The 22,015-nt window shown below is 71.6% G+C and carries 16 protein-coding genes and 1 pseudogene; 7 read left to right on the top strand and 10 right to left on the bottom strand.

All coding sequences use genetic code 11. The features are described from left to right. Positions 1-202: 202 nt before the first annotated feature. Both RT054_RS13715 and RT054_RS13710 read right to left on the bottom strand, forming a co-directional pair. Complete coding sequence (locus RT054_RS13715; protein WP_313024578.1) at positions 203-1,192, bottom strand: NAD-dependent epimerase/dehydratase family protein; 990 nt, start codon at positions 1,190-1,192, stop codon at positions 203-205. A gap of 88 nt (positions 1,193-1,280) precedes the next feature. Further along, positions 1,281-3,083, bottom strand: coding sequence for a glycoside hydrolase family 15 protein (locus tag RT054_RS13710; protein WP_313024713.1), 1,803 nt, complete (start codon positions 3,081-3,083; stop codon positions 1,281-1,283). A 356-nt stretch (positions 3,084-3,439) separates the two neighbouring features. Between RT054_RS13710 and RT054_RS13705 the strand changes: the two genes are divergently transcribed. The 3 genes from RT054_RS13705 to RT054_RS13695 are packed head-to-tail and all read left to right on the top strand — an operon-like array spanning position 3,440 to position 5,781. Then, positions 3,440-4,243 carry a GNAT family N-acetyltransferase gene (locus RT054_RS13705; RefSeq protein ID WP_313024575.1) on the top strand — a complete coding sequence of 268 codons (804 nt, stop codon included), beginning with the start codon at positions 3,440-3,442 and terminating at the stop codon, positions 4,241-4,243. Between the two features lie 51 nt (positions 4,244-4,294). Next, positions 4,295-4,978 (top strand): uracil-DNA glycosylase, encoded by a 684-nt coding sequence (locus RT054_RS13700; RefSeq protein WP_313024573.1) that lies wholly within the window; start codon positions 4,295-4,297, stop codon positions 4,976-4,978. After that, the gene (locus tag RT054_RS13695; protein WP_312717801.1) at positions 4,978-5,781 is read left to right on the top strand and encodes an SGNH/GDSL hydrolase family protein; all 804 of its coding nucleotides are present in this window, start codon (positions 4,978-4,980) and stop codon (positions 5,779-5,781) included. The genes RT054_RS13700 and RT054_RS13695 overlap by 1 nt, the downstream gene beginning before the upstream one ends. A 99-nt stretch (positions 5,782-5,880) precedes the next feature. Here the strand turns inward: RT054_RS13695 and RT054_RS13690 are convergent, their stop codons facing one another. Genes RT054_RS13690 through RT054_RS13675 form a run of 4 tightly spaced genes read right to left on the bottom strand, consistent with a single transcriptional unit; the run spans position 5,881 to position 10,261 of the window. Next, a complete protein-coding gene (locus RT054_RS13690; RefSeq protein WP_312717754.1) occupies positions 5,881-7,104 on the bottom strand; it encodes a hypothetical protein in 1,224 nt (407 codons plus the stop codon). Between the two features lie 4 nt (positions 7,105-7,108). Then, positions 7,109-8,407, bottom strand: a complete 1,299-nt coding sequence (locus RT054_RS13685) for a glycosyltransferase family 2 protein (protein ID WP_312717752.1) — start codon at positions 8,405-8,407, stop codon at positions 7,109-7,111. Beyond that, positions 8,404-9,318, bottom strand: a complete 915-nt coding sequence (locus RT054_RS13680) for an ATP-grasp domain-containing protein (RefSeq protein ID WP_396837307.1) — start codon at positions 9,316-9,318, stop codon at positions 8,404-8,406. The genes RT054_RS13685 and RT054_RS13680 overlap by 4 nt, the downstream gene beginning before the upstream one ends. 1 nt (position 9,319) lies before the next feature. Then, positions 9,320-10,261 carry a PIG-L family deacetylase gene (locus RT054_RS13675; RefSeq protein ID WP_313024568.1) on the bottom strand — a complete coding sequence of 314 codons (942 nt, stop codon included), beginning with the start codon at positions 10,259-10,261 and terminating at the stop codon, positions 9,320-9,322. Between the two features lie 643 nt (positions 10,262-10,904). Between RT054_RS13675 and RT054_RS13670 the strand changes: the two genes are divergently transcribed. Continuing rightward, positions 10,905-11,360, top strand: coding sequence for an SRPBCC family protein (locus RT054_RS13670; protein WP_313024566.1), 456 nt, complete (start codon positions 10,905-10,907; stop codon positions 11,358-11,360). On the opposite strand, the gene RT054_RS13665 is transcribed toward RT054_RS13670, so the two are convergent. From RT054_RS13665 to RT054_RS13650, 4 genes are all read right to left on the bottom strand, one after another. Then, positions 11,350-13,158, bottom strand: coding sequence for a DUF2339 domain-containing protein (locus RT054_RS13665; protein ID WP_313024562.1), 1,809 nt, complete (start codon positions 13,156-13,158; stop codon positions 11,350-11,352). The genes RT054_RS13670 and RT054_RS13665 overlap by 11 nt on opposite strands. 471 nt (positions 13,159-13,629) lie before the next feature. Beyond that, the gene (locus tag RT054_RS13660; RefSeq protein WP_313024559.1) at positions 13,630-14,703 is read right to left on the bottom strand and encodes a beta-eliminating lyase-related protein; all 1,074 of its coding nucleotides are present in this window, start codon (positions 14,701-14,703) and stop codon (positions 13,630-13,632) included. Then, positions 14,688-15,473 (bottom strand): SDR family NAD(P)-dependent oxidoreductase, encoded by a 786-nt coding sequence (locus tag RT054_RS13655; RefSeq protein ID WP_313024556.1) that lies wholly within the window; start codon positions 15,471-15,473, stop codon positions 14,688-14,690. The genes RT054_RS13660 and RT054_RS13655 overlap by 16 nt, the downstream gene beginning before the upstream one ends. Next, positions 15,470-17,620 carry a DUF6421 family protein gene (locus RT054_RS13650; RefSeq protein ID WP_313024553.1) on the bottom strand — a complete coding sequence of 717 codons (2,151 nt, stop codon included), beginning with the start codon at positions 17,618-17,620 and terminating at the stop codon, positions 15,470-15,472. Before RT054_RS13650 ends, RT054_RS13655 begins: the two co-directional genes overlap by 4 nt. A gap of 270 nt (positions 17,621-17,890) precedes the next feature. On the opposite strand from RT054_RS13650, the gene RT054_RS13645 reads away from it, so the two are divergent. From RT054_RS13645 to RT054_RS13635, 3 genes and pseudogenes are all read left to right on the top strand, one after another. Then, entirely contained in the window at positions 17,891-18,355 is a 465-nt protein-coding gene (locus RT054_RS13645) for a TM2 domain-containing protein (protein WP_313024550.1), read from the top strand. 163 nt (positions 18,356-18,518) lie between these two features. Further along, entirely contained in the window at positions 18,519-21,881 is a 3,363-nt protein-coding gene (gene fdh / locus RT054_RS13640; protein ID WP_313024548.1) for a formate dehydrogenase, read from the top strand. Between the two features lie 3 nt (positions 21,882-21,884). After that, a pseudogene (locus tag RT054_RS13635) lies at positions 21,885-22,015 on the top strand (4Fe-4S ferredoxin); the annotation flags it as partial.

Genomic DNA, 22,015 nt, shown 5'->3' with positions numbered 1-22,015 from the left:
GTGCCTGAGAGCGCGGTCCGCCGACACGAGGCGGCAACCCTCAGCCGCCGCATCCGCCGTGCCCACCCGGCCAACGCGCCCGACCCGCGCTCAGGCCCGGGCGCCGCGCGGTCCCGCCGCGCCACCGGGCCCGAGCACCATCCCGCTGCGTGCCGACGACGAGGCCGGAGAGCGCCTGATGCACGGGACGAGAGAGGGCCGCTCAGTGGCCCGGCGGCGCGGGCCGCGGGCCGACGAGGTCGTCCACGGCGTCGGTGAGGGTGGGGAACCGCCACGTCATCCCCGCCTCGGCGAGGACCCGTGAGGTGGTGTGACGTCCGGTGAGGGCGAGGGCCGGGTCCGTGCGCAGCGCGAGCGCGCCGAGGCGCAGGAGCGGCGCCGGTGTGGGGAGGCCGAACCGCCGCCGGGAGGCTCGTCGCAGGATCGCCATGAGCTCCGCGTTGCGGACGGGGTTGGGCGCCGCCGCGACGACGACACCCGGGCCAAGGTCGAGCTCGGGCTCCAGGCCGAGGGCGGCGCGCGCGATCGTCAGCCAGTCCTGCACGTGGATCCAGCTGAACCACTGGCGTCCCTCACCGACCTGCCCACCGAGTCCGAGGCGGGCCAGCAGGAGCAACCGGTCGAGGGCCGGGGTGTCGCGGGCGAGGACGATCGAGGTCCGGACCACGACGACATGATCCGCATTGGCCCCCTCCACCGCCTCCTCCCACGGGCGCGCGACGCCGGTCATCTGGGGCAGACCCGGGTCGGGCAGCGGTGACGTCTCGTCCAGACGCGCCTCCCCGGCATCGGACCAGATCGCGGTGGTCGACGCCTGCAGCCACCGGGGCACCGGCCTCGCCAGTTGCTGCGAGGCGAGGACGAGGGCGCGTGTGGAGTCGACCCGGGAGGCGCGCAGATCGGCGATGTTGGCCGCCGTGGGACGGGCGTCGACGAGCCGACCGGCGAGGTTGACGACGCCGGCACATCCGTCGAGTTCGGCGACCCACGGGCCGAGGGTGCGCCCGTCCCACGCGACCTGTCGGTGTCGCAGGCCTGCGGCGGGGCGTCGCGTGAGGACGACGACCTCCACGCCGCGGGCGGTGAGATCGTCGGCGAGCGCCGTCCCGAGCGCGCCGGAGCCGCCGGCGATGACGACCGGGCCCCGCTCAGCGCGAGGTTCCGACGAGGCCGTCGGCATGTCGTGCCCCATGGCCCCATCCTCGGCGACGGGTGGTCCGTGCGCGTGAGGTCGACGACTGCCCGGTCCGTGAACCGCGTCACGGGCCGGGGAGCGGCGGTCAGTCCGTCGCGCCCTCGGCCCCGTCGGAGTCGGACTCGAGGGTCATGGCCGCGTTGACGAGGGCGAGGTGTGACAGGGCCTGGGGCAGGTTGCCCCAGAAGTCGCCGGTGGCGGGGTCGATCATCTCGGCCATGAGGCCGACGTCGTTGGGTGCGGTGGCGACGAGCTCGTCCATGAGCTCCCGCGCCTCGGCGGTGCGGCCCACGAGATGCAGCGCCGAGACCATCCAGAAGCTGCATGCGAGGAACGCGCCCTCCTCCTCCCGCATCCCCGAGTAGCGGTACAGGTGCGGCCCGGCGCCGAGCTCGCTGCGGAGGGCGTCGATCGTCGAGCTCATACGCTCGCCGCGATCGAAGCCACTCACGGCGTGCAGCAGGATCGAGGCATCGAGACCCTGGGAGCCCGGGTACCAGGTGTAGGTCCGGCGGTCCTCGTCCCAGCAGTTCTCCTCGACCCACGTGCGGATGCGCTCGGCCTCGGCCGTCCACCGGGCGCTGTCGCCGGGGATCTGCCCGGCCTCGGCGAGCTTGGCCGCGCTCGTGAGGGCCTCCCACGCGCCGAGCCTGGAAGTCGTGTAGTGCTCGGTCCGTTCCAGCTCCCACATGCCGGCGTCGGGGCGGCGCCACCAGTCGCAGGCCTGGTCGGCGATGTCGGCGAGTGCACGGCCGGTGGGGGTGTCGAGCACGTGCCCGTTGTCGACGTAGAGGCGGACGATGGTGAACAGGTCGCCGAAGATGCCGAGCTGGAGCTGGTCGGCCGCGCCGTTGCCGTTCTTCACCGGACCGATGCCGCGCCACCCGGGGGCGTCGGTGATCGTCTCGGTCGGCGGTGGCTTCTCGCCCTCCAGGGTGTAGAAGATCTGCGGTTCCGGCCCCTGCTCGCGGATGCGCCGGAGCATCCAGCTGATCGCCGCGTGCGTCTCCTCCCGCAACCCGAACCGGAACATCGCCTTGAGCGCGTACGCCGTGTCACGAACCCACGCGAACCGGTAGTCCCAGTTCTTTTCCGTCGTCGGGGACTCCGGCAGCGAGGTCGTCGCCGCCGCGACGAGCGCTCCGGTCGGCGCGTGGACGAGCATCTTCAAGGCGACGATGCTCCGCCGCACCTGCTCGTCCCACGGGCCCGAGCACGACACGTGTCCACTCCACCGCTCCCACGACTCGACGGTGTGATCGATCGCCCGGTCGATGTCGGCGGGCGGTGTGAGGTACAGCGGTTCGTCCTGGGTGGCGACGAGCCCGAGGATGTGTCGCGATCCCTTGGCGGTTCTGAGTCGGACACCGATGCGGTTGTCGTGCACGTCGATGTCGGTGCCCTCCCCGGCGCGTACGGCGAGGGTGAGCCCGTCGAGGCGCAGGACGTACCCATGCAGGGTCTCGCGAAGCCACGGGGAGGCGCACCGGAACGCCGTGCCGGGCGCGAACTCCGCGACCATGTCGACCTCGCCGCGGACGCCGTCGATGCGGCGGCCCAGCTGGCTCCAGGGCAGCCGACCAGCGAGCCCCGTGGTGAGGGCGTCGGTCACGCGCACGACCCCGTCCGGCGTCGTGAAGGTCGTCGCCAGTACGTTCGTTCCCGGCAGGTACTCCCGCGTCGAGGTGAACTCGCCCTCGGGTTGCAGCGTGAGGCGGCCCCCGAGCCGAGAGTCGACGAGGGCCGAGAACGCCGGAACGCCGTCGATGCCGGGGAGCGGCAGCCAGTCGATCGCCCCGTCCTGCGCGACGAGCGCGACCGTGCGTCCGTCGCCGATCGCGGCGTACGTGCGCAGGGGCGCGTAACCGTCGTCGTCGCGCAGGCTCAGGCCCTCGACGGCGTCGCTCGCGGGTGCGGGGGTCTGTCGGGAGGTCTTGCCCTTACCGGAGGTCACGCTCACGACGGTAGAGGGTCGCACCGACGACGCTTCCCTCACCCCGAGCCCTCCCGCCCCGGGGTGGGCTCGGGGGTGTCACCACACCCACTGCCGGGCGTCCCGGTCCGACGGCGGCGGGTGCACCTCACCCCACGGAGCCCGGTCGACGCCCGGAGACCCGCACCCGCCCCGGGCGGCGTGGTCCTCGGCCGCGTTCGCGGTCCCCTCGCCCCCGAGGTGGCGGGACTCGTGTGACCCGGCTGAAAAAGGGGGTGACCGGCGTGGGGGTCGACCTCCATGCTGGCGGGGTGACCGGTACGCACGCACTCCTCCACGTCTACGACACCCAGCTTCGTGGGGAGAGCGAGTTCGCCTCCGCCGACCGGGTCGACCGTGACGGCCCGGTGCTCGTCGGCCGTTACCGGGAAGGCCGCGGGTTCGTCGTCCACGAGGCCGGGTGGCGCGCGTCGACGGGCGAGGTGGCCCGAGTCGCGCGCCGCGTCCTGGCCCCGCTGCTCGACGACCCCGCGGTCACCGACGTCGAGTGGAAGACCCGCGGCCACGACACCGTCCAGGCGGCCCTCGACGACGCCCTCCTCGATCTCGGTCTCGTGCCGGGCGAGGTCGAGTCCGTGATGATCGGCCGGGCCACCGACCTCGCCGGCGACACCCCACTCCCGGAGGGCGTCCGGATCCGCCGGATCACCGCGGAATCCGACGTGCGGGCGATGTCGGCGATGGCCGACGAGGCGTTCGGCGACCCTCGTTCGGAGCGAACGGCGGACGCGCTCATGCGCCGCCTGGCGGACGAGTGCGGCGACCCCGAGGGGATGAGCCTGTGGATCGCGGACGCCGACGGCGAGATCGTCTCCTGCGGACGCCTCGAGCCCGTCCGCGGCACCGACGTCGCCGGTCTGTGGGGCGGGGCGACCCGCGCCGACCGGCGACGCGGCGGCGTCTACCGCGCGCTCACCGCAGCACGCGCACGACATGCCCTCACACTCGGCCGCACGCTGCTGCACAGCGACTGCAGCGCCGACTCGCGGCCGATCCTCGCGAGGTCCGGCCTCACGAAGGTCACGACGACGACCCCGTACGTGTGGCGCCGCTGACCCGATCGGGGTCGGCGCGAGGGGCCACCACGACGACGATAGGTTGACCCCATGCCCGCCCCGCTCGCCGATCTCGTACACCCCTCCTGGGCGGAGGCACTCTCCGAGGTCGAGGACGAGGTGCACCGCATCGGCGACTACCTTCGGGCCGAGCTCGACGCGGGACGCCCCTATCTGCCGGCAGGCCCGCACGTGCTCCGGGCCTTCGAGCGCCCGTTGGCGGCCGTGCGGGTCCTCATCGTCGGCCAGGACCCGTACCCCACACCGGGACACGCGGTCGGGCTGTCCTTCTCCGTCGCGCCCGAGGTCTCCCCGATCCCCAAATCGCTCGTCAACATCTACCGCGAGATGGGCACCGACCTCGGCGTCCCCACCCCGAGCACCGGCGACCTCTCGCCGTGGGCGGACCGTGGCGTCATGCTCCTCAACCGCGTGCTCACCGTCCGGCCCGGTGCCTCGGCGAGCCACCGCGGCAAGGGATGGGAGACCGTCACCTCGTGCGCCATCGAGGCACTCGACCGCGCGCACGCGGCGGGACAGCCGATGGTCGCGATCCTGTGGGGTCGCGACGCCCGTTCCCTCGCGCCGGCGCTCGGGAGCATGCCCCGCGTCGAGAGCGCCCACCCCTCTCCCCTGTCCGCGCACAGCGGTTTCTTCGGGTCCCGTCCGTTCACCCGCGCCAACACCCTGCTCGAGCAGCAGGGCGCCGAACCGATCGACTGGAGACTTCCGTGATCTCGTTCCTCACCCCGCCCGAACAGGGCTGGCGTCGCTACGTCGCGATCGGCGATTCGTTCACGGAGGGGATGAACGATGTCGACCCGCAGCGCCCCGAGCAGTTCCGCGGCTGGGCCGACCGCCTCGCGGCGATGCTCGACGAGGCCGCGCGCGAGCGCGGTGGATCCCTCGACTACGCCAACCTCGCGATCCGCGGGCGCAAGCTCGATGACATCGTCGGTCGCCAGCTCGACCACGCGCTCGAGCTCGAGCCCGATCTCGTGAGCATCGTCGGTGGCGGCAACGACATCCTCCGCCCCCGCGCCGACCTCGGGGCGCTCGCCGCCCAACTCGAGGACGCGGTCGTCCGCCTGCGTGAGAGTGGCGCCGACGTGCTGCTCGCGACCCCGACGGACCCCAAGGACGCCCCGGTCATCCGCGCCGTGCGGGGTCGGCACGCGATGTTCGCGGCGAGCATCTGGAGTATCGCGCGGCGTCACGGCTGCGCGGTGATCGACCAGTGGGGCATGCACGCCCTCAAGGACTGGCGCTCGTGGAGCGAGGACCGCCTCCACATGAACAGCGACGGCCACCGCCGCGTGGCCCTCGCCGCGTACACCGCGCTCGGATACTCCCCGGTGGACGCCGACCCCGACGCCCCGAGGTCTCCCGCGCCGTCGATCGCCCGGTCGCAACAGTGGCGCAACGACCGCGAGTGGGCGACCGTGCACCTGCGGCCCTGGGTGGGGCGACGGCTCACCGGACGTTCCTCCGGCGACGGACGCCCCCCGAAGCGCCCCCTGCTCACGCCCCCGGAATGAGCGAGCCCCGGGCGCGGTCTCTCGCCGCCCCCGGGGAGACGACGCCGCGCCGCGAACGACACCACGCCGACGCGCGTGGGGCCGCGATGCGGGCGCCGATCACCGCGTCGCCGTGCCCCCCGATGTCGGCCGGATGGAACCGCCGCCCGGATTCCAGGCCCGCGCCACCGCACGCCGATGCGAGTCGTCCAGGAGGGAGAGCGGGGTCACCGAGACGGAGGTGAGGCCGTTCGTCGCCGACTCCAGCAGCCCCTCCTCGAGCTGCTCGGGACTGATGACCTCTCTGGAGTCGTCGCCCTGGCCCGCCCACAGCCCGACGGACATGGTGACCCGGTCGAGGCGGGCGGCGCCGACCGAATCCGCGAGGGACTTCGTGATCTGCCGGGAGTAGGAGGGGTCCTGCTGCGAGATCCCGAAGTAGTTCCACACCGTGAGGTGGTCGGCCGTCTCGAGCAGTTCGGCGTAGTCGTGCCCGGAGTCCGGGCGGGAGCCGGGGCCGGTCCAGTTGGCGCGGACGTCGACGTCCACGGCCTTGCCGGTGGGATGGACCTGAGCGGCGCACCGTCGCACCACGTCGGTGACGACCGCCGAGCGGAAGGCGCCGAGTGACTCCGCAGCGGTGTCGATCGCTCCGGATGCATCGCGCGGCCAGTCCTGCTCACCGGTCATCCGGCGGAAGACCTCGAGGTCGTCCGGGCCGTACCCGCTCTCGACGAAGAGCTCGGCGAGAGCCACGCGATCGACGTCGTATCTGCGCGCCACGGCGCCGCACATGTCGGCGATCTGCTCACCCCCCTCCCCGACGAGGGCGGCCGGGCCGAGGACCTCGGTCGACCGCGTCCCGTCCGTGGCCAGCGCGCCCAGCTCGGGACGCTGGGCGATGCGTCGCGGCGCGAGGACGTCGATGGTGAGGGTGATCGACCGCCGCCGGCCGTTCCCGTCCTCCTTGAGCACGTCGACCGCCTTGGCGACGTAGTCCTCCCCCGACGTCCTGACCGGGGCCGACCACGACGCCGAATGGTCGGGCCAGGGGAACGCCGTCCACTCCGGGCGCCCCACACTCACCGTGACGCCGGTGGCCCCCATCTCGTCGAGCGTGGCACTCACCTGGCTCCACGAGCGGGAGCTCGCGACCACGTCCTCGTACCCGATGCCCACCAGCCGCTCGCTCGCGACACCACGTCCCGCTCGAGGGTCCTCATCTCCCGACGGGCCGAGGGCCGGGAACCGGCAGCTCGCCGCGGACATCATGAGCGCAGGGACGACGAGCGAGACGGCGACGGCTCGTCGCACCCGCTGACGACGACGCGAGGTCGGGGGCACGCCGTCAGGAGACACGCCGGGCCGCCCTGGCCGGCAGTACCCGTGGCACCGAGACGACGCCCGTGCGCTCGAGCTTGTTCCAGCGGACCGGGGCCTTCTGCAAGGCGGCCACGAGGGCACGGAGCATGGTCAAGCTGACGAAGACGGAGTACAGGGGCCACAGGGGGATGGTCCATGCGTGTCGCAGGTCGCGCGGAGCGCGGTCCAGTAGCGCCGAGACGACCGCCAGGAAGGCGGCGACGACGAGACCCAGCCACATCAGTGCGCCCCACACCTGGTCCGGTGTCGGCCCCGCCACGCCACCACCCGTCCATGTCACGACGCCGGCGATGGCCGCGACGAGCAGGATCGTCTGGAGGACCGGCACGAGAACCATGGTGAGCGACATGTACATGAGCAGGACGCCGAGCATGCCGCGCTGAGGGGTGAACATCGCCGAACCGTGGATCCGGAGGGCCTGAAGCAGACCTCTCGACCACCGAACCCGTTGACGCCACAGCCCGGACACCGTCGACGGAGACTCCGCGTAGACGATCGCCCGCGGCGCGAACACGACCCGGTGTCCGTGACGCAGGAGTCGCCACGTGAGCTCGAGGTCCTCACCCACGGTGTCGGTGCGGAACCCGCCCAGATCCACGACGACGCTCCGGCGGAACGCTCCCACGTTGCCGGAGATGATCGGCATGCACCGCGCGAGGTGCAGGGCCCGACGCACGAGCCCCGTCCCCACGTGACTGATGAAGGCGAGGAACCGGGTCTGGATCCGGTCGAGGTTGACCGGCCGGTCGTCGCCGCAGACCGCGACGACCGAGGGGTCGGTGAACGCCCGGAGGGCCTCGGGGATCGTCTGCTCGGTGAACACGCCGTCGGCGTCGACGAACATGACGATCTCCCCGGTACAGGACGTCAGGCCCGTGTTGAGCGCCGCCCCCTTGCCACCGTTCTCCTGGTGGACACAACGGACGCGCTCGTCGGTCTCGGCCCACAGCCGCATCCGGCTCATGGTGTCGTCGGTCGACCCGTCGTCGACGAGCACGACCTCGATCCGACCGTACGGTTGGCCGAGGATCGAGGCCACGGCCTTGTCGAGCACTTTGGCCTCGTTGAACGCCGGGACCACGATGCTGACGAGAGGCTGGTCGGCGAGCAGGCCCGGGTCCTTCCGCCTCCTGAACTGCGCCGCCTCGAACCACAGGGCGAGCGGCAGGTACACCGCCTTGACGGTGCCGGCGAAGAACACGACGATCGCGGCGGCGGCGAGAAGCCACGACGCCTGCAGGAAGGACGGCAACACCGCACTCATGTCGATCCGGGGTCCGCGCCGGTCATGTTCCACTCCTCCAGCAGCCGGGCGAGCAGCTCCGGCGCGTACGCGCTGTTGGCGCCGAAGCGCGCGTTGACCTCGAGGACCACCGGCGCACCCCAACCGTCGCGTCGTACGTCGACGTCGAGCGGACCGCGCAGGCCCAGCGCGAGCACCGCGTCGGTCGCGACCGCGGCCACGTCGGCATCCTCCTCCGGGGACACACGACGCACCGCTTCCGCGTTGCCGACGCGACCTTGTTTGAGGGTGGTCTTCTCCAGGACGACGCTCGTCACGTCATCGCCCCCGGAGGGCACGTACACCTGGACGGCGTACTCGGCCCCGTCGGCGAACTCCTGAACGACCTGTCCGGGGCGCTCGAGGACCTCCCGCGTCCACTCGGCCGCCGAGTCGACGACCGTGACCCCTCGCCCGCCCCGGCTCGTGCGGGGCTTGACGATGAAGGGGAACGCCATCGGAGGCGAAGGAACCGCGTGGTCGCCCCCCTCCGACGACGACACGAGGGCACAGGTGCGGGGAGTCGGCACACCCGACTGCTCGAGAGCCCAGGCGGTGATCAGCTTGTCCTGCGCACGCCAGACCGCCTCCGACGGGCTGATGACGACACGAGCCCCCACGAGGTCGGCGACGCCGGCGAGGATCGGCAACTCCTCCTGCACCGTGGGGATGACGACGTCGATGGCCTCGCGGCGCACGAGGTCGCGGAGGCGAGGGAGGAAGTCGGGCGACGTCGCGGCCGGTACGACGTACGTCCGGTCGAAACGCGCCTCGGCGTCGAGCGAGAGAGGCTCCATGTCGACGCCGACGACGGCGTGTGGGGTCCCCTGGAGTTGGCGACCCAGAGAATCGCCCGCGGGTCCGCCCGCACCGGTGATGAGGAGCCGCGCCACGTCAGACCAGACCGGCCTGATCGGCCAACAGCCGGACCACTTCGAACGCCTCGGCCCGTTCGCGCCGAACCTGTCCGCCGCGGAACATCGCCATCCCCTCCAGGTGCTGCTGCTGCATATACGTACGCTTTCCCCTCAATTGGTCCTGGTGGGCCTGAACGGCATGTTGCTTGACCACCATGTAGTCGGTGACGTCGAAGAAGACGGTGGGTTTGAACTCCGAGGTGACCGACGGCGACTCGAAGCACAGGATGGAGTGGTGTCGTCGTGCGGCCCGGAGAACGGCCTGGTGCACGGCGAGATGGTCCTGGTGGTAGTCGTGGGCCGAGTGCGTGATGATGAGGTGAGGGTCGATCGACCTGATGTGATTCTCGATGGCCAAGGTCATCTCGCGGGATGTGAGCGCGAGATGGGTGTCGGGAAAGTCATGGACCAGGACGTCGCCGACGCCCAGTCTCCGCGCACCGTCGCGCGCCTCGGCGCACCGCACCGCGGCAGCCCCACCGACTCCTCCGCGACTGAGGACGAGTGCGTGCACGTCGTGCCCCATGTCCACCAACTTCGCCAACGTGCCCCCACACGCCAACTCGAGGTCGTCCGGGTGCGCACCGACGGTGAGGACTCGCTTGGGGACGGGGGCCGCCTCGGCACGGATGCGGCAGGTGATGACCGTGAACAGCCCTCCCAGGAGCAGGATCGAGCTCATCGTGATGGCGGCGACCGCCACCACCGTGCACCACCGCTCGGACAGGTGGAACATCCACGGCGAGAGGGCGAGAACGATGATGGCGACGCTGCCCGCCAACAACCCCTGGCGAAGAAGGCGGGCGTGTCGCACGTGCCGAAGGAGCAGTTGCGAGGACGGACCCCATGCGAGGAGACCGAACAGGACGGCGTGCGCGAGAGCGACGGCGAGACAGTCGGCGTGCGCTGTTGCTTCCATGACGCTCAGTTCCCCACCCCAGGAAGCCGACAGGCCCCGGCCGCCGTACGAGACCCCGCGGCATCAGGGGACACGACGACAGGACGAGAACAGTGCTCGACCGCGTCGTCGCACGGCCCACCGCCAGATTCGCTGAACACAGCAGTGCAGCCTTCCGCCCCAAGATGCATCCGGTAGACCGGTCGTCCGGCCGGCGGACTCACCTCCGGGCACCCCGGCCGGAGCCGAGAGGGTCAGGGGATGGGTGGCGACGCGGCGAACGCAGCCTGCGCCGCGTTCATCTGGACGATCGTCCTGTACATTCGTCCAGGATACTAACAGGCAGCGGTCGGCAGGTGCAACGAGAAGACGGGCGGCCGTCGGGTGCTCCCGCTCGACAGCGTGAACCGGCGACCGCGGGGTGGACCCCGAACACCGCACCCTCTGCGGGTGGTGGACGTTTCAACACCACGTGTCGAGGACGGCCATGTCCTGAGCCTCCCTCCGCGCCCTCACGTTCACCCTTCTCGAACGACCCGGCCATCCGCCCCCCTCGTGCGCCCGTCGCGCTCCCGCACCACCCGTCCCGGCCGTCGCACCCCCCGGCCGCGCCCCGGACTCGTAGACTCGCGCAGGACCCGCCCGGCGAGCCTGGAGGACCGACATGGAGTGCACGACGACCGTCGAGATCGCCTCGGATGTACAGACGGTGTGGGGCGCCGTGGCCGATCCCGAGGCCTGGCCCCGGTGGATGGACGACGTTCGTCGCGTCGAGGCGACCGGCCCGGGTGCGCCCGCGAGATACGGGTCGGAGTACCTCGTCAAGCAGGCCTGGTGGAAGTTCGACGACCAGCGCATCCAGGTTCGCCAGGTCGAACCGGAGCGCCGTTTCGAGTTCGTCGCGGAGACGAGCGCCGGCAGGTTCGTGTTCGTCTACGTCCTCGAGGAGATGGCGGATCGGCGGATCGCCGTGACGTCGACGCTGCGCCACGACGACCTGACCGGGCGGCTCGCGGGCGGCATGGCCAAGGGCGAGATCGAGAAGACCCTCGTCAAGGAGGCCGCCCAACTCCGCGACTACTGCGAGGCGCAGTCACCCCAGGACGTCATCACCCGGTAGCCGGCGACCCATCGCCCGTCCCGACGACGGGCGCGGCCGATGCGGCGGCGGCCGGTTCGGCTGTGGGCGGGGCCGCGGTCGGCACGGTTGCGCCGCCGAACCGGCGGATCTGCGAGGCGGCTCCGATGAGCACGAGCCCGGTGAGCACGAACAGCACCGCGCGCAACACCCCGTCGACGGAGTGCAGATCGGCGAGGAAGAGCTTGGCGATCGCCGCGGCCATGAGGACGAAGCCCGCGCGGCTGAGCGGTGAGGCGGGGCGGAGGATCATCGCGACGGCGACGCCGACCCACACGATCGTCGTGATGACGTTGGCGCCCATCTCCTGCAACGACGAGGCCCCGTCGAGCAGACCGACGGCGACGATGCCGGAAGTCGCGCCGTAGAGACCGAGCGCGATGCCGGCGAGGCCGAGCACATCGGCGGGCACCCGCGCCGGCCGCAGACCCGAGCGGCTCGCGAAGGTGAGCGCCCCCACGGCCGCGAGGAGGGCGCCGACCGCGACGGCCTCCCACTGCGTCGTGCGACCCACGGTGGAGGTGGCGAGCAACGCCGGGAGCGGCACGAGGGCGAGCAGGCAACCGAGCGCCGTGACCGTGAACGCCAGCGACGCCCCCCACAGGGCGAGGGAGGTTCGTACCCGCGCCGCGAGGAGCAGCGCGAGCGCCTCGAACGCCAGGAGGACCGCGACGGCGCGCCACGACACCGGCAGCGTGGTCGTCGCGAGGAACAGGTAGGTGACGGCGCTGACGGTGAGCATGCCGCGCATCCCCCGGCGATACCGGACCGCCGCGGCGGCGGCGAGGGTCGCGAGGACCCCGGCGAGGATCGTATCGAGTCGCACGCCGCCGCCCTGACCCTCGTGCACCCGGAGCGCGAGCAGGGAGAACGCGGTGGCGGCGGTGGCCGAACCGAGGATCGCGACCTCCCCGACGGCCATGGCGACGGCGGCCACGAGGGCGAGGACGGCGAGCGCCGCCAGCACGGGCGCGAGACCGGGACCGCCCGCGGCGAGGGACCAGACGACACCGAGCAGCGCGACGAGGCCGAGCGCGACCGATGCCCAGCGGAACAACCGGAGCCACCGGTGCTCGACAACGGCGAGGACGACCGGGACGTACGCGACGGCGGCGAAGACGGTGAGCTGGGTGTACCCCGCGGCGTGGTCGAGAGGGACGATCACGGCGAGGACGAGCAGGGCCTGGAGGTAGACGAGTCCGGCGAGACCGGCCGAACGCCATCGGTGCCCGGCGAACACGCCCGCTCCCGCGAGCCCGAGCGCACCGAGGACTCCCACCGGCGGCGGCACCCACCCATACACCGTCGTCGCCGCGACGGCCACGCCGAACGCGGCGGCGGCCGAGGTCGCGGCGAGTGCCACGGCGGCGTCCTCGCCCGTGCGACGAACGCGGCGAGAGACCAGGCCCAGCACGACGGCGAGGACCGCGAGGGCCGAGACGCGCGCGATCGGCCCGAACAGCCCGGCCGCGATGGCCACGGCGAGGAGGAACCCGACCCCGAGGATCGTCACGATCGCCCCGGCCACGGCGAGCACGCGCTCGGGGGTGAGGGACGGGGCTCGGCGCTGCGCCGCACGAGCGGGTGTCCCGAGCTCGGCGGGGCCGGATGCGGACGGACCGGCCTTGGCCGACAACGGTGCGTGCGGTGCGGATGCGTCCGTCGCGCCGAGAGGCCCGCCCCCGCGGGCAGCGGCGTCGGGCGGGGTGCGTCGGCCCCGCCGCAGCGACCCCGACGGTGCGGCCCAGGGGTCGGAGGCGTGGGTCGACCTGCGGCTCATGGGGGCCGGGGTCGGCGAGGCCGCCGACCTCGCCGGAGCCGTCTGGGCCGACCAGTCGGTCGGGGCCTCCGGAGACGCCGCGCGCGGCGGGGCCGCGGGGACCGTCGGGGCCGCCGACGACGCCGGGGCGTTCCGGGGGGCCGGCGCCGAGGAGGCCGGACGTGCCGACGGACTCGGCGGGGTCGGCCACGGGGCCTCCCCCAGCCGGCGCGAGATGACTGCGACTTCCCCGCGGATCCCGACGACCTCCTCGAGCAGGGCGCCGACGAGCGGATCGGGCGGGGCGGTGTGGCGGGGCATGGAGGCCTCCTCGGAGATGCCGTCGGATCGGATGCCTCATGCCACCAGGACCGCACCGACCGCGCCTGAGCCCCGCGACCTATCTCGGACGGGTCGCGGAGGTCGCGGTACTCATCCCGTGCCCACGCTCACCTGCGCCAGCCCCCGTCGCCGAGTGGGCCGGCGACGAGGTCACGCAGCGAGCTCCTCCCGCAGGGCCGCCGCGAAGGCGTCGATGTCGTGCTCGGTCGTGTCGAAGCTGCACATCCACCGCACCTCGCCGGTGGCCTCGTCCCACACGTAGAACGGGTAGCGCTCCTGGAGCCGCGCGGTGACCTCGGCGGGCAGCACCGCGAACACGGCGTTGGCCTCGGGTTCGCGGGTGAGCCGGACGCCCTCGACGTCGCGCACGGCGTCGGCGAGACGCCGGGCCATCGCGATGGCATGCTCCGAACCCCGCCGCCACAGGTCGTCCGTGAGGATGGTGAGCAGCTGGGCCGAACTGAACCGCATCTTGCTGTTGAGTTGGGCGTCGAGCTTACGCACGAACAAGGCCCGCTGCGGATGATCGAGGATCCCCGGTTCGAGCACGACGACGGCTTCGGCGCCCATGAGCCCGTGCTTCGTGCCTCCGAGGGAGAGGATGTCGACGCCGGCGTCGGTGGTGGGGTCCCGCAACGAGACCCCCAGCGCCGCCGCCCCGATGAACAGACGCGCCCCGTCGAGGTGCAGCCGCATCCCCAGTGCGTGCGCCTGGTCGGCGAGGGCGCGGATCTCCTCGACCGTGTACAGCGTCCCGAGTTCGGTGCTCTGGGTGATCGACACGACGGCGGGCTGGGCGTGGTGTTCGTCGCCGAAACCCCACGCGACCTGCTCGACCGACTCCGGGGTGAGCTTGCCGTCCTCGGTGTCGACGGGAAGCAACTTGAGGCCGGCGATCTTCTCCGGCGCCCCGCACTCGTCGACGTTGATGTGTGCCGTGCGGGCGCACACGACCGCGCCCCACCGGGGCGTGACGAGGTCGAGGGAGACGATGTTCGCCCCGGTGCCGTTGAAGACGGGGTACACACTCGCGGCGTCCCCGAACTGCGCGCGGACGAGGTCCCCGAGCGCCTCGGTGTACACGTCGGCGCCGTACGCCCGCTGGTGACCGCCGTTGACGATCGCGAGCGCCTCGAGCACCTCCGGCAGGACACCGGAGTAGTTGTCGCTCGCGAAGCCCCGGAACTCGGGGTCGTGGAGGCGGGAGATCAGGGGATGAGGCACTGTCGGGTTCCGTTCGACGAGTCGGCAGGGGACTCCCACAGTCTGACGAGGTGGGCCGCGACGTCGTCGACGTGGGTGTACCCGGGGAACCGACGGTCGGGCCGGTCGGCCTTCATCGCGTCGGTGAGCAGGGCCTTGACCTGCAGGATGACGACCGCGGCGCCGGAGTCGCCGAACGAGTCGGCGACGGCCAGCGCCCACGTCTCGGCCGCCGCCTTGGCCGCGGCGTAGGACGCGTTCTTGGCGCCGGGTTGCTGGGCCTGCGGGGTCGAGACGATCGCGAGGCGTCCGCCGGAGGCGACGAGCGCGTCGTGGCAGGCGCGGCTCGTGTGCTGAAGGGTGCGCACGAGCAGGTTCTGCATGACGTCCCAGTCCGCAAGGTCGGACTCGACGATGCCCTTGCCGCCGCGCCATCCCCCGACGAGGTGGAACAGTCCGTCGATGCGGCCGTGTTCGTCGGCGACCGCGGTGATCGCGGCCCGCGTCGCCTCCTCGTCGAGGAGGTCGACGACCACACCGGTGACCCTCCCGGCGACGTCGGCCGTTGCTGCCGCGGGCTCGAACGCCTCCCCCACCGCGGCGACGACCGGGTCGAGACGGGCGGCGTCGTTGTCGATCGCGACGACCTGCGCCCCGGCGGCGACGAGCGCGGCCAGGGTGGGCGGACCCGCCGCCCCCGCCGCGCCGGCGACGAGGACGACCTTGCCCGTGAGGTCGGGCATCGTGGCGGCGTGCGGACCGGCGGTGAATCCCTCGGACTCCGGCGTCATGCCACGCTCCCGTGCTCCTGGGCGTACTCGCGCTCGGTCGCGGCGGTGATGCCCTTGGTCGAGGCGATGACCGGACCGAGCTTCTTGTCCAACGCCTCGAAGAAGACGTTGAGGGGGAACTCGTCGGGCAGGACGAGGTCGACGAGCTCCTTGGGCCTGCCGTCCAACGGAAGCGCGTCGGCCCCCTTGGCCCACGTCGACCGCGGGTGCGGTGCGACGTACCGGGTGACGAACTCGTAGCTCGCGATCCAGTGCGCGACCTTGCTGCGGTCGATCCCCTCGCGGTACAGGGTGTTGACGGCCTCGGCGAGGGCACACACGCTGCCCGGCACCGCAGCCCAGTCGAACGTGAGTCGGTTGTCGGTCCACCGCAGCGCGTCGTGCTTGTGCAGCCACGCGAACAGCAACTGCCCGCCGAGCCCGTCGTAGTTGCGGACCCGCCCGCCGGTGATCGAGAAGCGGAAGATGCGATCGAAGATCACGCCGTACTGCACGCCCTTGGCGAACGGCTGCCCCTCCTTCTCCAGCTTCACGGCCTCGACGAAGGTGTTGAGGTCGCACCGCAGCTCCTCGAGGGAGTACATCCAGTACGGCATGCGCTGCTTGATCATGAACGGGTCGAACGGCAGGTCACCGCGCATGTGGGTGCGGTCGTGGATCATGTCCCACATCGCGAACATGCCCTGGCAGTACTCCTGGCTGACGAGCAGCCGCTCGGCGTCCGGCGGCAGGTCGAGCGACAGCAGCTGCGCCGCGGCGGCGGTGACGCGCCGGAAGCGCGCGGCCTCGCGGTCGGAGAAGATCGCGCCCCACGTGAACGTCGGCACCTCGCGCATGGCGACGGTCTCGGGGAAGAGCACCGCGGAATCGGTGTCGTAGCCCGGGGTGAAGTCGATGAAGTCGATCGAGAGGAACGCCTTGTTCGTGTACGTCCTCTCGAGCTCGGCGAGCCATTCCGGCCAGTAGACGCTGACGAGCACGGCCTCGATGTTGCGGTCGAGGTTGCCGTTCTGCGTGTACATGGGGAAGACGACGAGGTGGGCGAGTCCGTCCTGCCGGTGGGCGGCGGGGTCGAACTCGAGGATGGAGTCGAGGAAGTCGGGCACCCCGAAGCCCTCGTCGGCCCACCGCCGGAAGTCGACGACGCACTGGGCGAGGTAGGACTCGTCGTGAGGGAACTCGGGCGCGAGAGCCTCGATGCCCGCACAGATCCGCTCGACGAGGGTCCGGGCGGCGTCGAGGTCGTGGACCTCGGCGTCGATCGAGCCGTCCTTGCTCTGCAGCGGGCGGATCTCCTCGACGGCGGCCTTGAGCTCCGACCACCGGGGATCGACGGCGAGCCACGCGGCCTCGAGGGAGGACTCCGAGGCGCCGCGAGCGGTGTCGGCGGCCCACGTGAGGAGGTTGACCCAGAGGGCCCGGTGGTCGAGGTCGTCGATGGAGTCGTCGCCGAACAGGTCGGAGTCCGCGACGAGGACGAGCCGACCCTCGCCCGGGCGCGCGGTGAGCGCGAGTAGTTCGCCACCCGGGTGGGCGGTGGCGTGGCTGCGAGCGAGGATGCTCACCTCCCCCGCCTTCGTCGGGTCGTCGACGGCGAGGGTGCCCGCACGGTAGAAGCACACCTCCTCGATGCCGGAGAGCACACCGCCGCGTCGGCCGTGGCCGTCGTCCTGGAGGTCCCCGAGGACCCACGAGGAGACCCCGTTGAACCGGTGGGTGCCGTCGTGCACGGTCGTGTTGCGGATGGTGAGGCCGAACCGGGCGAGGAGGTCGAGCAGGTTGGACCCGTAGGAGTTCTGCTGGCACTCGCCGAGCACGACGAGCCCACCTCCACCGCGGACGTAGGTCTCGATCGCGTCGATCTCCACCTCCGCGAACACGGGGCTGCCGGAGCCGCTCGTGCGCTCGGAGGCCGTGTCGGCGGGGTGGGCGACGACGAGGACGTCGGCCGTGGCGAGGACGTCCCCGTCGAGGGCGCCCGTCGTGTGCGCACGGACCTCGTAACCCCGGTGACGCAGCGCCTCGGCCGCCTGCGCGTAGCTCGCGTCGGCCGGCTGGGCGGGGTTGATGCGGGCGGCGACCTGCGGGTCCAGCGACCAGGCCTCGTTGTGCGACTCATCGACGAGCACACGCGGGAACACGCTCATGGACGACCTCCTGATCTTCTGCGGACGTGGCTGCGGTCGGGCACTGTACCGTCCGGACGGTTACGACAAGCGTCGAGCACCGGCAGCCTTTTGTCCACCACCTTGGGCATCGCGGCGGAACAGGGGACACCGGCCCCTCGACCCACCGAAGTGACACCGGGACTCACATCGGACGGGTCGTGGTCATCGACGGGCCCCGATGCGCTCCGTGGCCTCGATTCCGCATGGCGACCGCGACCGCGCCGTCCGACACCCTGCAAGGAGACACCGATGAGCGACACCCACGACCCGTACCGAGCCGCCGACGCGACCGGGGGTGCGCCGGGATCCGACACCCAGCCCCCTGGTCACCCCGTCGGCCGGACGCCGGACAGCGCCTACGGGGCCCAGGGGCCGGCATCCGGGACGGCGGGCCTGAGCGACAAGACCAAGGTCGTCGCGGGACTCCTGCAACTCTTCCTGGGCATCTTCAGCGCCGGGCGCTGGTATCTCGGCTGGACGAGGATCGCCCTCGCACAGCTGGGCCTCTACGTGCTCGGAATCGCGCTCTTCATCGGCGGCGTCACGCTCGTCACGACGTCCGCCGGCGCTCAGACGGGCCAGGTCGGCGGCGGCGGAGTGCTCGTCCCGCTCGGGTGGCTCCTGTGCCTCGGGCCCGCCCTGTGGGCGCTGATCGACGCGATCCGGATGTTCATCGGCAAGGTGCCCGACGCTCAGGGGCGCCTCCTCCGCTGACGGCCGGCGCCGCCGAAGACCGGCCGGCGCCCCCTCGACCGCCCCCACGGCTGCCGACGCCCCGCCCCATGTGGATCGGGCGCAGGCAGGGCCGACTCTCCGGGGTGCCGGAGGTCACGGGCCTGCGTACAGTGGGCCTGACCATCGACGAAGGGGGAGCGGCATGTCCATCGCCTCGACCTTCCTGGGGTGGCCGGTGCTCCGGCAGCTCAAGGAGGGGGACTTCCTCGGTCGGGGGCCCGCCGTGGCCTCGGCCCGGACGACGAACCTCACCCCGCGCACGGTCGAGGCCGATCGGGTGGCCAAGAGCATCTGCCCGTACTGCGCGGTCGGATGCGGCCAGCGCATCTTCGTCAAGGACGAGAAGATCGTCCAGATCGAAGGCGACCCGGACTCCCCGATCTCCCGTGGACGTCTGTGCCCCAAGGGCAGCGCGAGCGAGCAGCTCGTCAACAACCCCAAGAGGGCGACGAAGGTGCTCTACCGTGCGCCGCACGCCACCGACTGGCAGCACCTCGACGTCGCGCAGGCCACCGACATGATCGCCGACCGCATCATCGAGACGCGGGCCCGTACGTGGCAGGACGTCGACGACCAGGGCCGGCGTCTCAACCGCACGATGGGCATCGCCTCCCTCGGCGGCGCCGCGCTGGACAACGAGGAGAACTACCTCATCAAGAAGTTGTTCACCGGTCTCGGCGCCGTCCAGATCGAGAACCAGGCGCGTATTTGACACTCCGCCACGGTTCCCAGTCTGGGAGCCTCGTTCGGGCGCGGCGGCGCCACCCAGTTCGTGCAGGACATGGCGAATGCGGACTGCATCGTCATCCAGGGTTCCAACATGGCCGAGAACCACCCGGTGGCCTACCAGTGGGTGACCGAGGCCAAGCTCCGTGGCGCCACGGTGATCCACATCGACCCGCGGTTCACGCGCACCTCCGCCGTGGCGGACAAGCACGTGCCCATCCGCGTGGGATCCGACATCGTGTTCCTCGGCGCCCTCATCCGATACGTCATCGAGAACGACCTCTGGTTCGAGGAGTACGTCAAGGCGTACACGAACGCGGCGACGCTCGTCGACGAGGAGTTCAAGGACGTCGACGAGCTCGACGGCATCTTCTCGGGCTACGACCCCGAGACCGGCGCCTACGACATGCGCACATGGGGGTACGACTCCGCGGGAGCCGACGACGAGGTCGGTGGGCCGGGCGGCGACGACGAGCACGGCAGCGAGAAGCGCGAACGCTCCGCCGGTGACGAGCACGGGTCGGGTGGACCGCCTCTCGAGCACGCGCGCGTGCGCCGTGACGAGACGCTTCAGCACCCTCGGTGCGTGTTCCAGGTGCTCAAGCGACACTTCTCTCGCTACACCCCCGAGCTCGTCGAGCAGTTGTGCGGCGTGAGCCGCGAGGAGTTCCTCGAGGTGGCGCGAACGATCACGGAGAACAGCGGACGCGAGCGCACGACGTGTTTCGCCTACGCCGTGGGCTGGACCCAGCACACGCTCGGCGCGCAGTTCATCCGCACGGCGAGCATCCTGCAGCTGCTCCTCGGCAACATCGGACGTCCCGGCGGCGGCATCATGGCGCTGCGTGGGCACGCGAGCATCCAGGGCAGCACCGACATCCCCACGCTGTTCAACCTGCTCCCCGGCTATCTGCCCATGCCCAAGGTCGGTGTCCACGACTCGTTCGAGGACTACGTGGCGACGATCGCCTCACCCGACCAGAAGGGCTACTGGGCCGAGGCACGCGCCTACACGGTCAACCTGCTCAAGGCCTACTACGGCGACGCGGCGACCCCCGAGAACGATTTCTGCTTCGGTGACCTCCCGCGCCTCACCGGCAACCACAATACCTACGCCACGGCGATGGGCATGATCGACGGCACGGTCGAGGGGTACTTCCTGCTCGGGCAGAACCCCGCGGTGGGGTCCTCCCACGGCCGCCTCCAGCGCCACGCGATGAGCAACCTCAAGTGGCTCGTCGTCCGCGACCTCAACCTCATCGAGTCGGCGACGTTCTGGAAGTCAGGGCCCGAGATCGTGAGCGGCGAGGCCAGGACCGAGGACATCGGCACCGAGGTCTTCTTCCTGCCGGCCGCGTCCTACGCGGAGAAGGCCGGCACGTTCACCCAGACCCAGCGTCTGCTGCAGTGGCGTGAGGCCGCCGTGGCGCCCCCGGGCGAGGCCACCTCGGATCTCGAGTTCTTCTACGAGCTCGGCCGCGCCATCCGGCGCAAGCTCTCCGGCAGCACGCACCCGCGGGACCGGGCGATCCTCGACCTCACGTGGGACTACCGCCTCGACGAGCACGGCGAGATCGACGCCGAGGCCGTCCTCGCCGAGATCAACGGTCGTCACCTCACCGGCGAGAAGGCCGGGCAGCTCCTCTCGTCCTACCTCGAGATGAAGGACGACGGCAGCACCGACGGCGGTTGCTGGATCTACTGCGGCGTCTTCAAGGACGGCGTCAACCAGGCCCACCGCCGCAAGCCCGACGCCGAACAGAGCTGGGTCTCCCCCGAGTGGGGCTGGGCGTGGCCGGCCAACCGGCGCATCCTCTACAACCGCGCCTCGGCCGACCCTCAGGGCAGACCGTGGAGCGAGCGCAAGGCGTACGTGTGGTGGGACGAGGAGAAGGGCGCCTGGACGGGGCACGACATCCCCGACTTCCCCGCGACGACGCCTCCTTCCTACCGCCCGGAGCCCGGCACGGGCGGTGCCGCCGGCCTCGCGGGCGACGACCCGTTCATCATGCAGGCCGACGGCAAGGGATGGCTGTACGCCCCCAAGGGCATGGTCGACGGGCCGATGCCGAGCCACTACGAGGCGCAGGAGTCACCGGTCGAGAACCCGCTGTACAGCCAGCAGCGCAACCCCTCCCGCATGGTGTATCCGCGCAAGGACAACCTCACCGCCCCCTCCGGCGCGGAGCGGGGCGCCGAGGTGTACCCGTTCGTCATGACGACGTACCGGCTCACGGAGCACCACACCGCCGGTGGCATGAGCCGGTGGTTGCCCTACCTCAGCGAACTCCAGCCGGAGTTCTTCTGCGAGGTCTCCCCCGAGCTGGCGGAGCTGCGCGGGCTGGAGAACGGCGGTTGGGCGACCCTCGTCTCACCGCGGTCGGCCATCGAGGCGCGGGTGCTCGTCACCGACCGCGTGCGCCCCATGCGCATCGGCGAGCAGACCGTCCACCAGATCGGCGTGCCCTATCACTGGGGCCAGGGTGGCGACGGCGCCGTGGTCACCGGAGACGCGGCCAACGACCTCCTCGGCGTCACCCTCGACCCCAACGTCGCGATCCAGGAGTCGAAGGTCGCCAGTTGCGACATCCGGCCGGGGCGTCGTCCGACCGGTGAGGCCCTCGTGCACCTCGTGCAGGAGTACGCCTCGCTCGCCGGCCTCACCGCCGACACGGGCAACGTGCGCAGGGCGGCGGATGCCGTGCCGCAGGGGTCACCGACGCCGGAGGATCGAGACGGCGAGGGCTCGGACGAGTCCACCTCGCAGAAGGAAGGCTGAGCGATGGGGTTCTGGCGCAACCAGCTGTCCGGGCCCACCGACCCGGCACTCGACGCGGGCTGGGAGAACCCCCCGCCCCGCAAGGGGTTCTTCACCGACACCTCGATCTGCATCGGCTGCAAGGCCTGCGAGGT

The organism is Mobilicoccus sp. (assembly GCF_032060985.1).
GTDB lineage: Bacteria > Actinomycetota > Actinomycetes > Actinomycetales > Dermatophilaceae > Mobilicoccus.
The sequence above is the reverse complement of the archived record's forward strand: the minus strand, read 5'-3'. Positions and strand labels throughout refer to the sequence as shown.

Coding starts and splice junctions, on each gene's coding strand:
- RT054_RS13655 (WP_313024556.1), bottom strand. CDS start 15,473: ATGACGCCGGAGTCCGAGGGATTCACCGCCGGTCCGCACGCCGCCACG.
- RT054_RS13670 (WP_313024566.1), top strand. CDS start 10,905: ATGGAGTGCACGACGACCGTCGAGATCGCCTCGGATGTACAGACGGTG.
- RT054_RS13665 (WP_313024562.1), bottom strand. CDS start 13,158: ATGAGCCGCAGGTCGACCCACGCCTCCGACCCCTGGGCCGCACCGTCG.
- RT054_RS13715 (WP_313024578.1), bottom strand. CDS start 1,192: ATGGGGCACGACATGCCGACGGCCTCGTCGGAACCTCGCGCTGAGCGG.
- RT054_RS13645 (WP_313024550.1), top strand. CDS start 17,891: ATGAGCGACACCCACGACCCGTACCGAGCCGCCGACGCGACCGGGGGT.
- RT054_RS13700 (WP_313024573.1), top strand. CDS start 4,295: ATGCCCGCCCCGCTCGCCGATCTCGTACACCCCTCCTGGGCGGAGGCA.
- RT054_RS13650 (WP_313024553.1), bottom strand. CDS start 17,620: ATGAGCGTGTTCCCGCGTGTGCTCGTCGATGAGTCGCACAACGAGGCC.
- RT054_RS13685 (WP_312717752.1), bottom strand. CDS start 8,407: ATGAGTGCGGTGTTGCCGTCCTTCCTGCAGGCGTCGTGGCTTCTCGCC.
- RT054_RS13675 (WP_313024568.1), bottom strand. CDS start 10,261: ATGGAAGCAACAGCGCACGCCGACTGTCTCGCCGTCGCTCTCGCGCAC.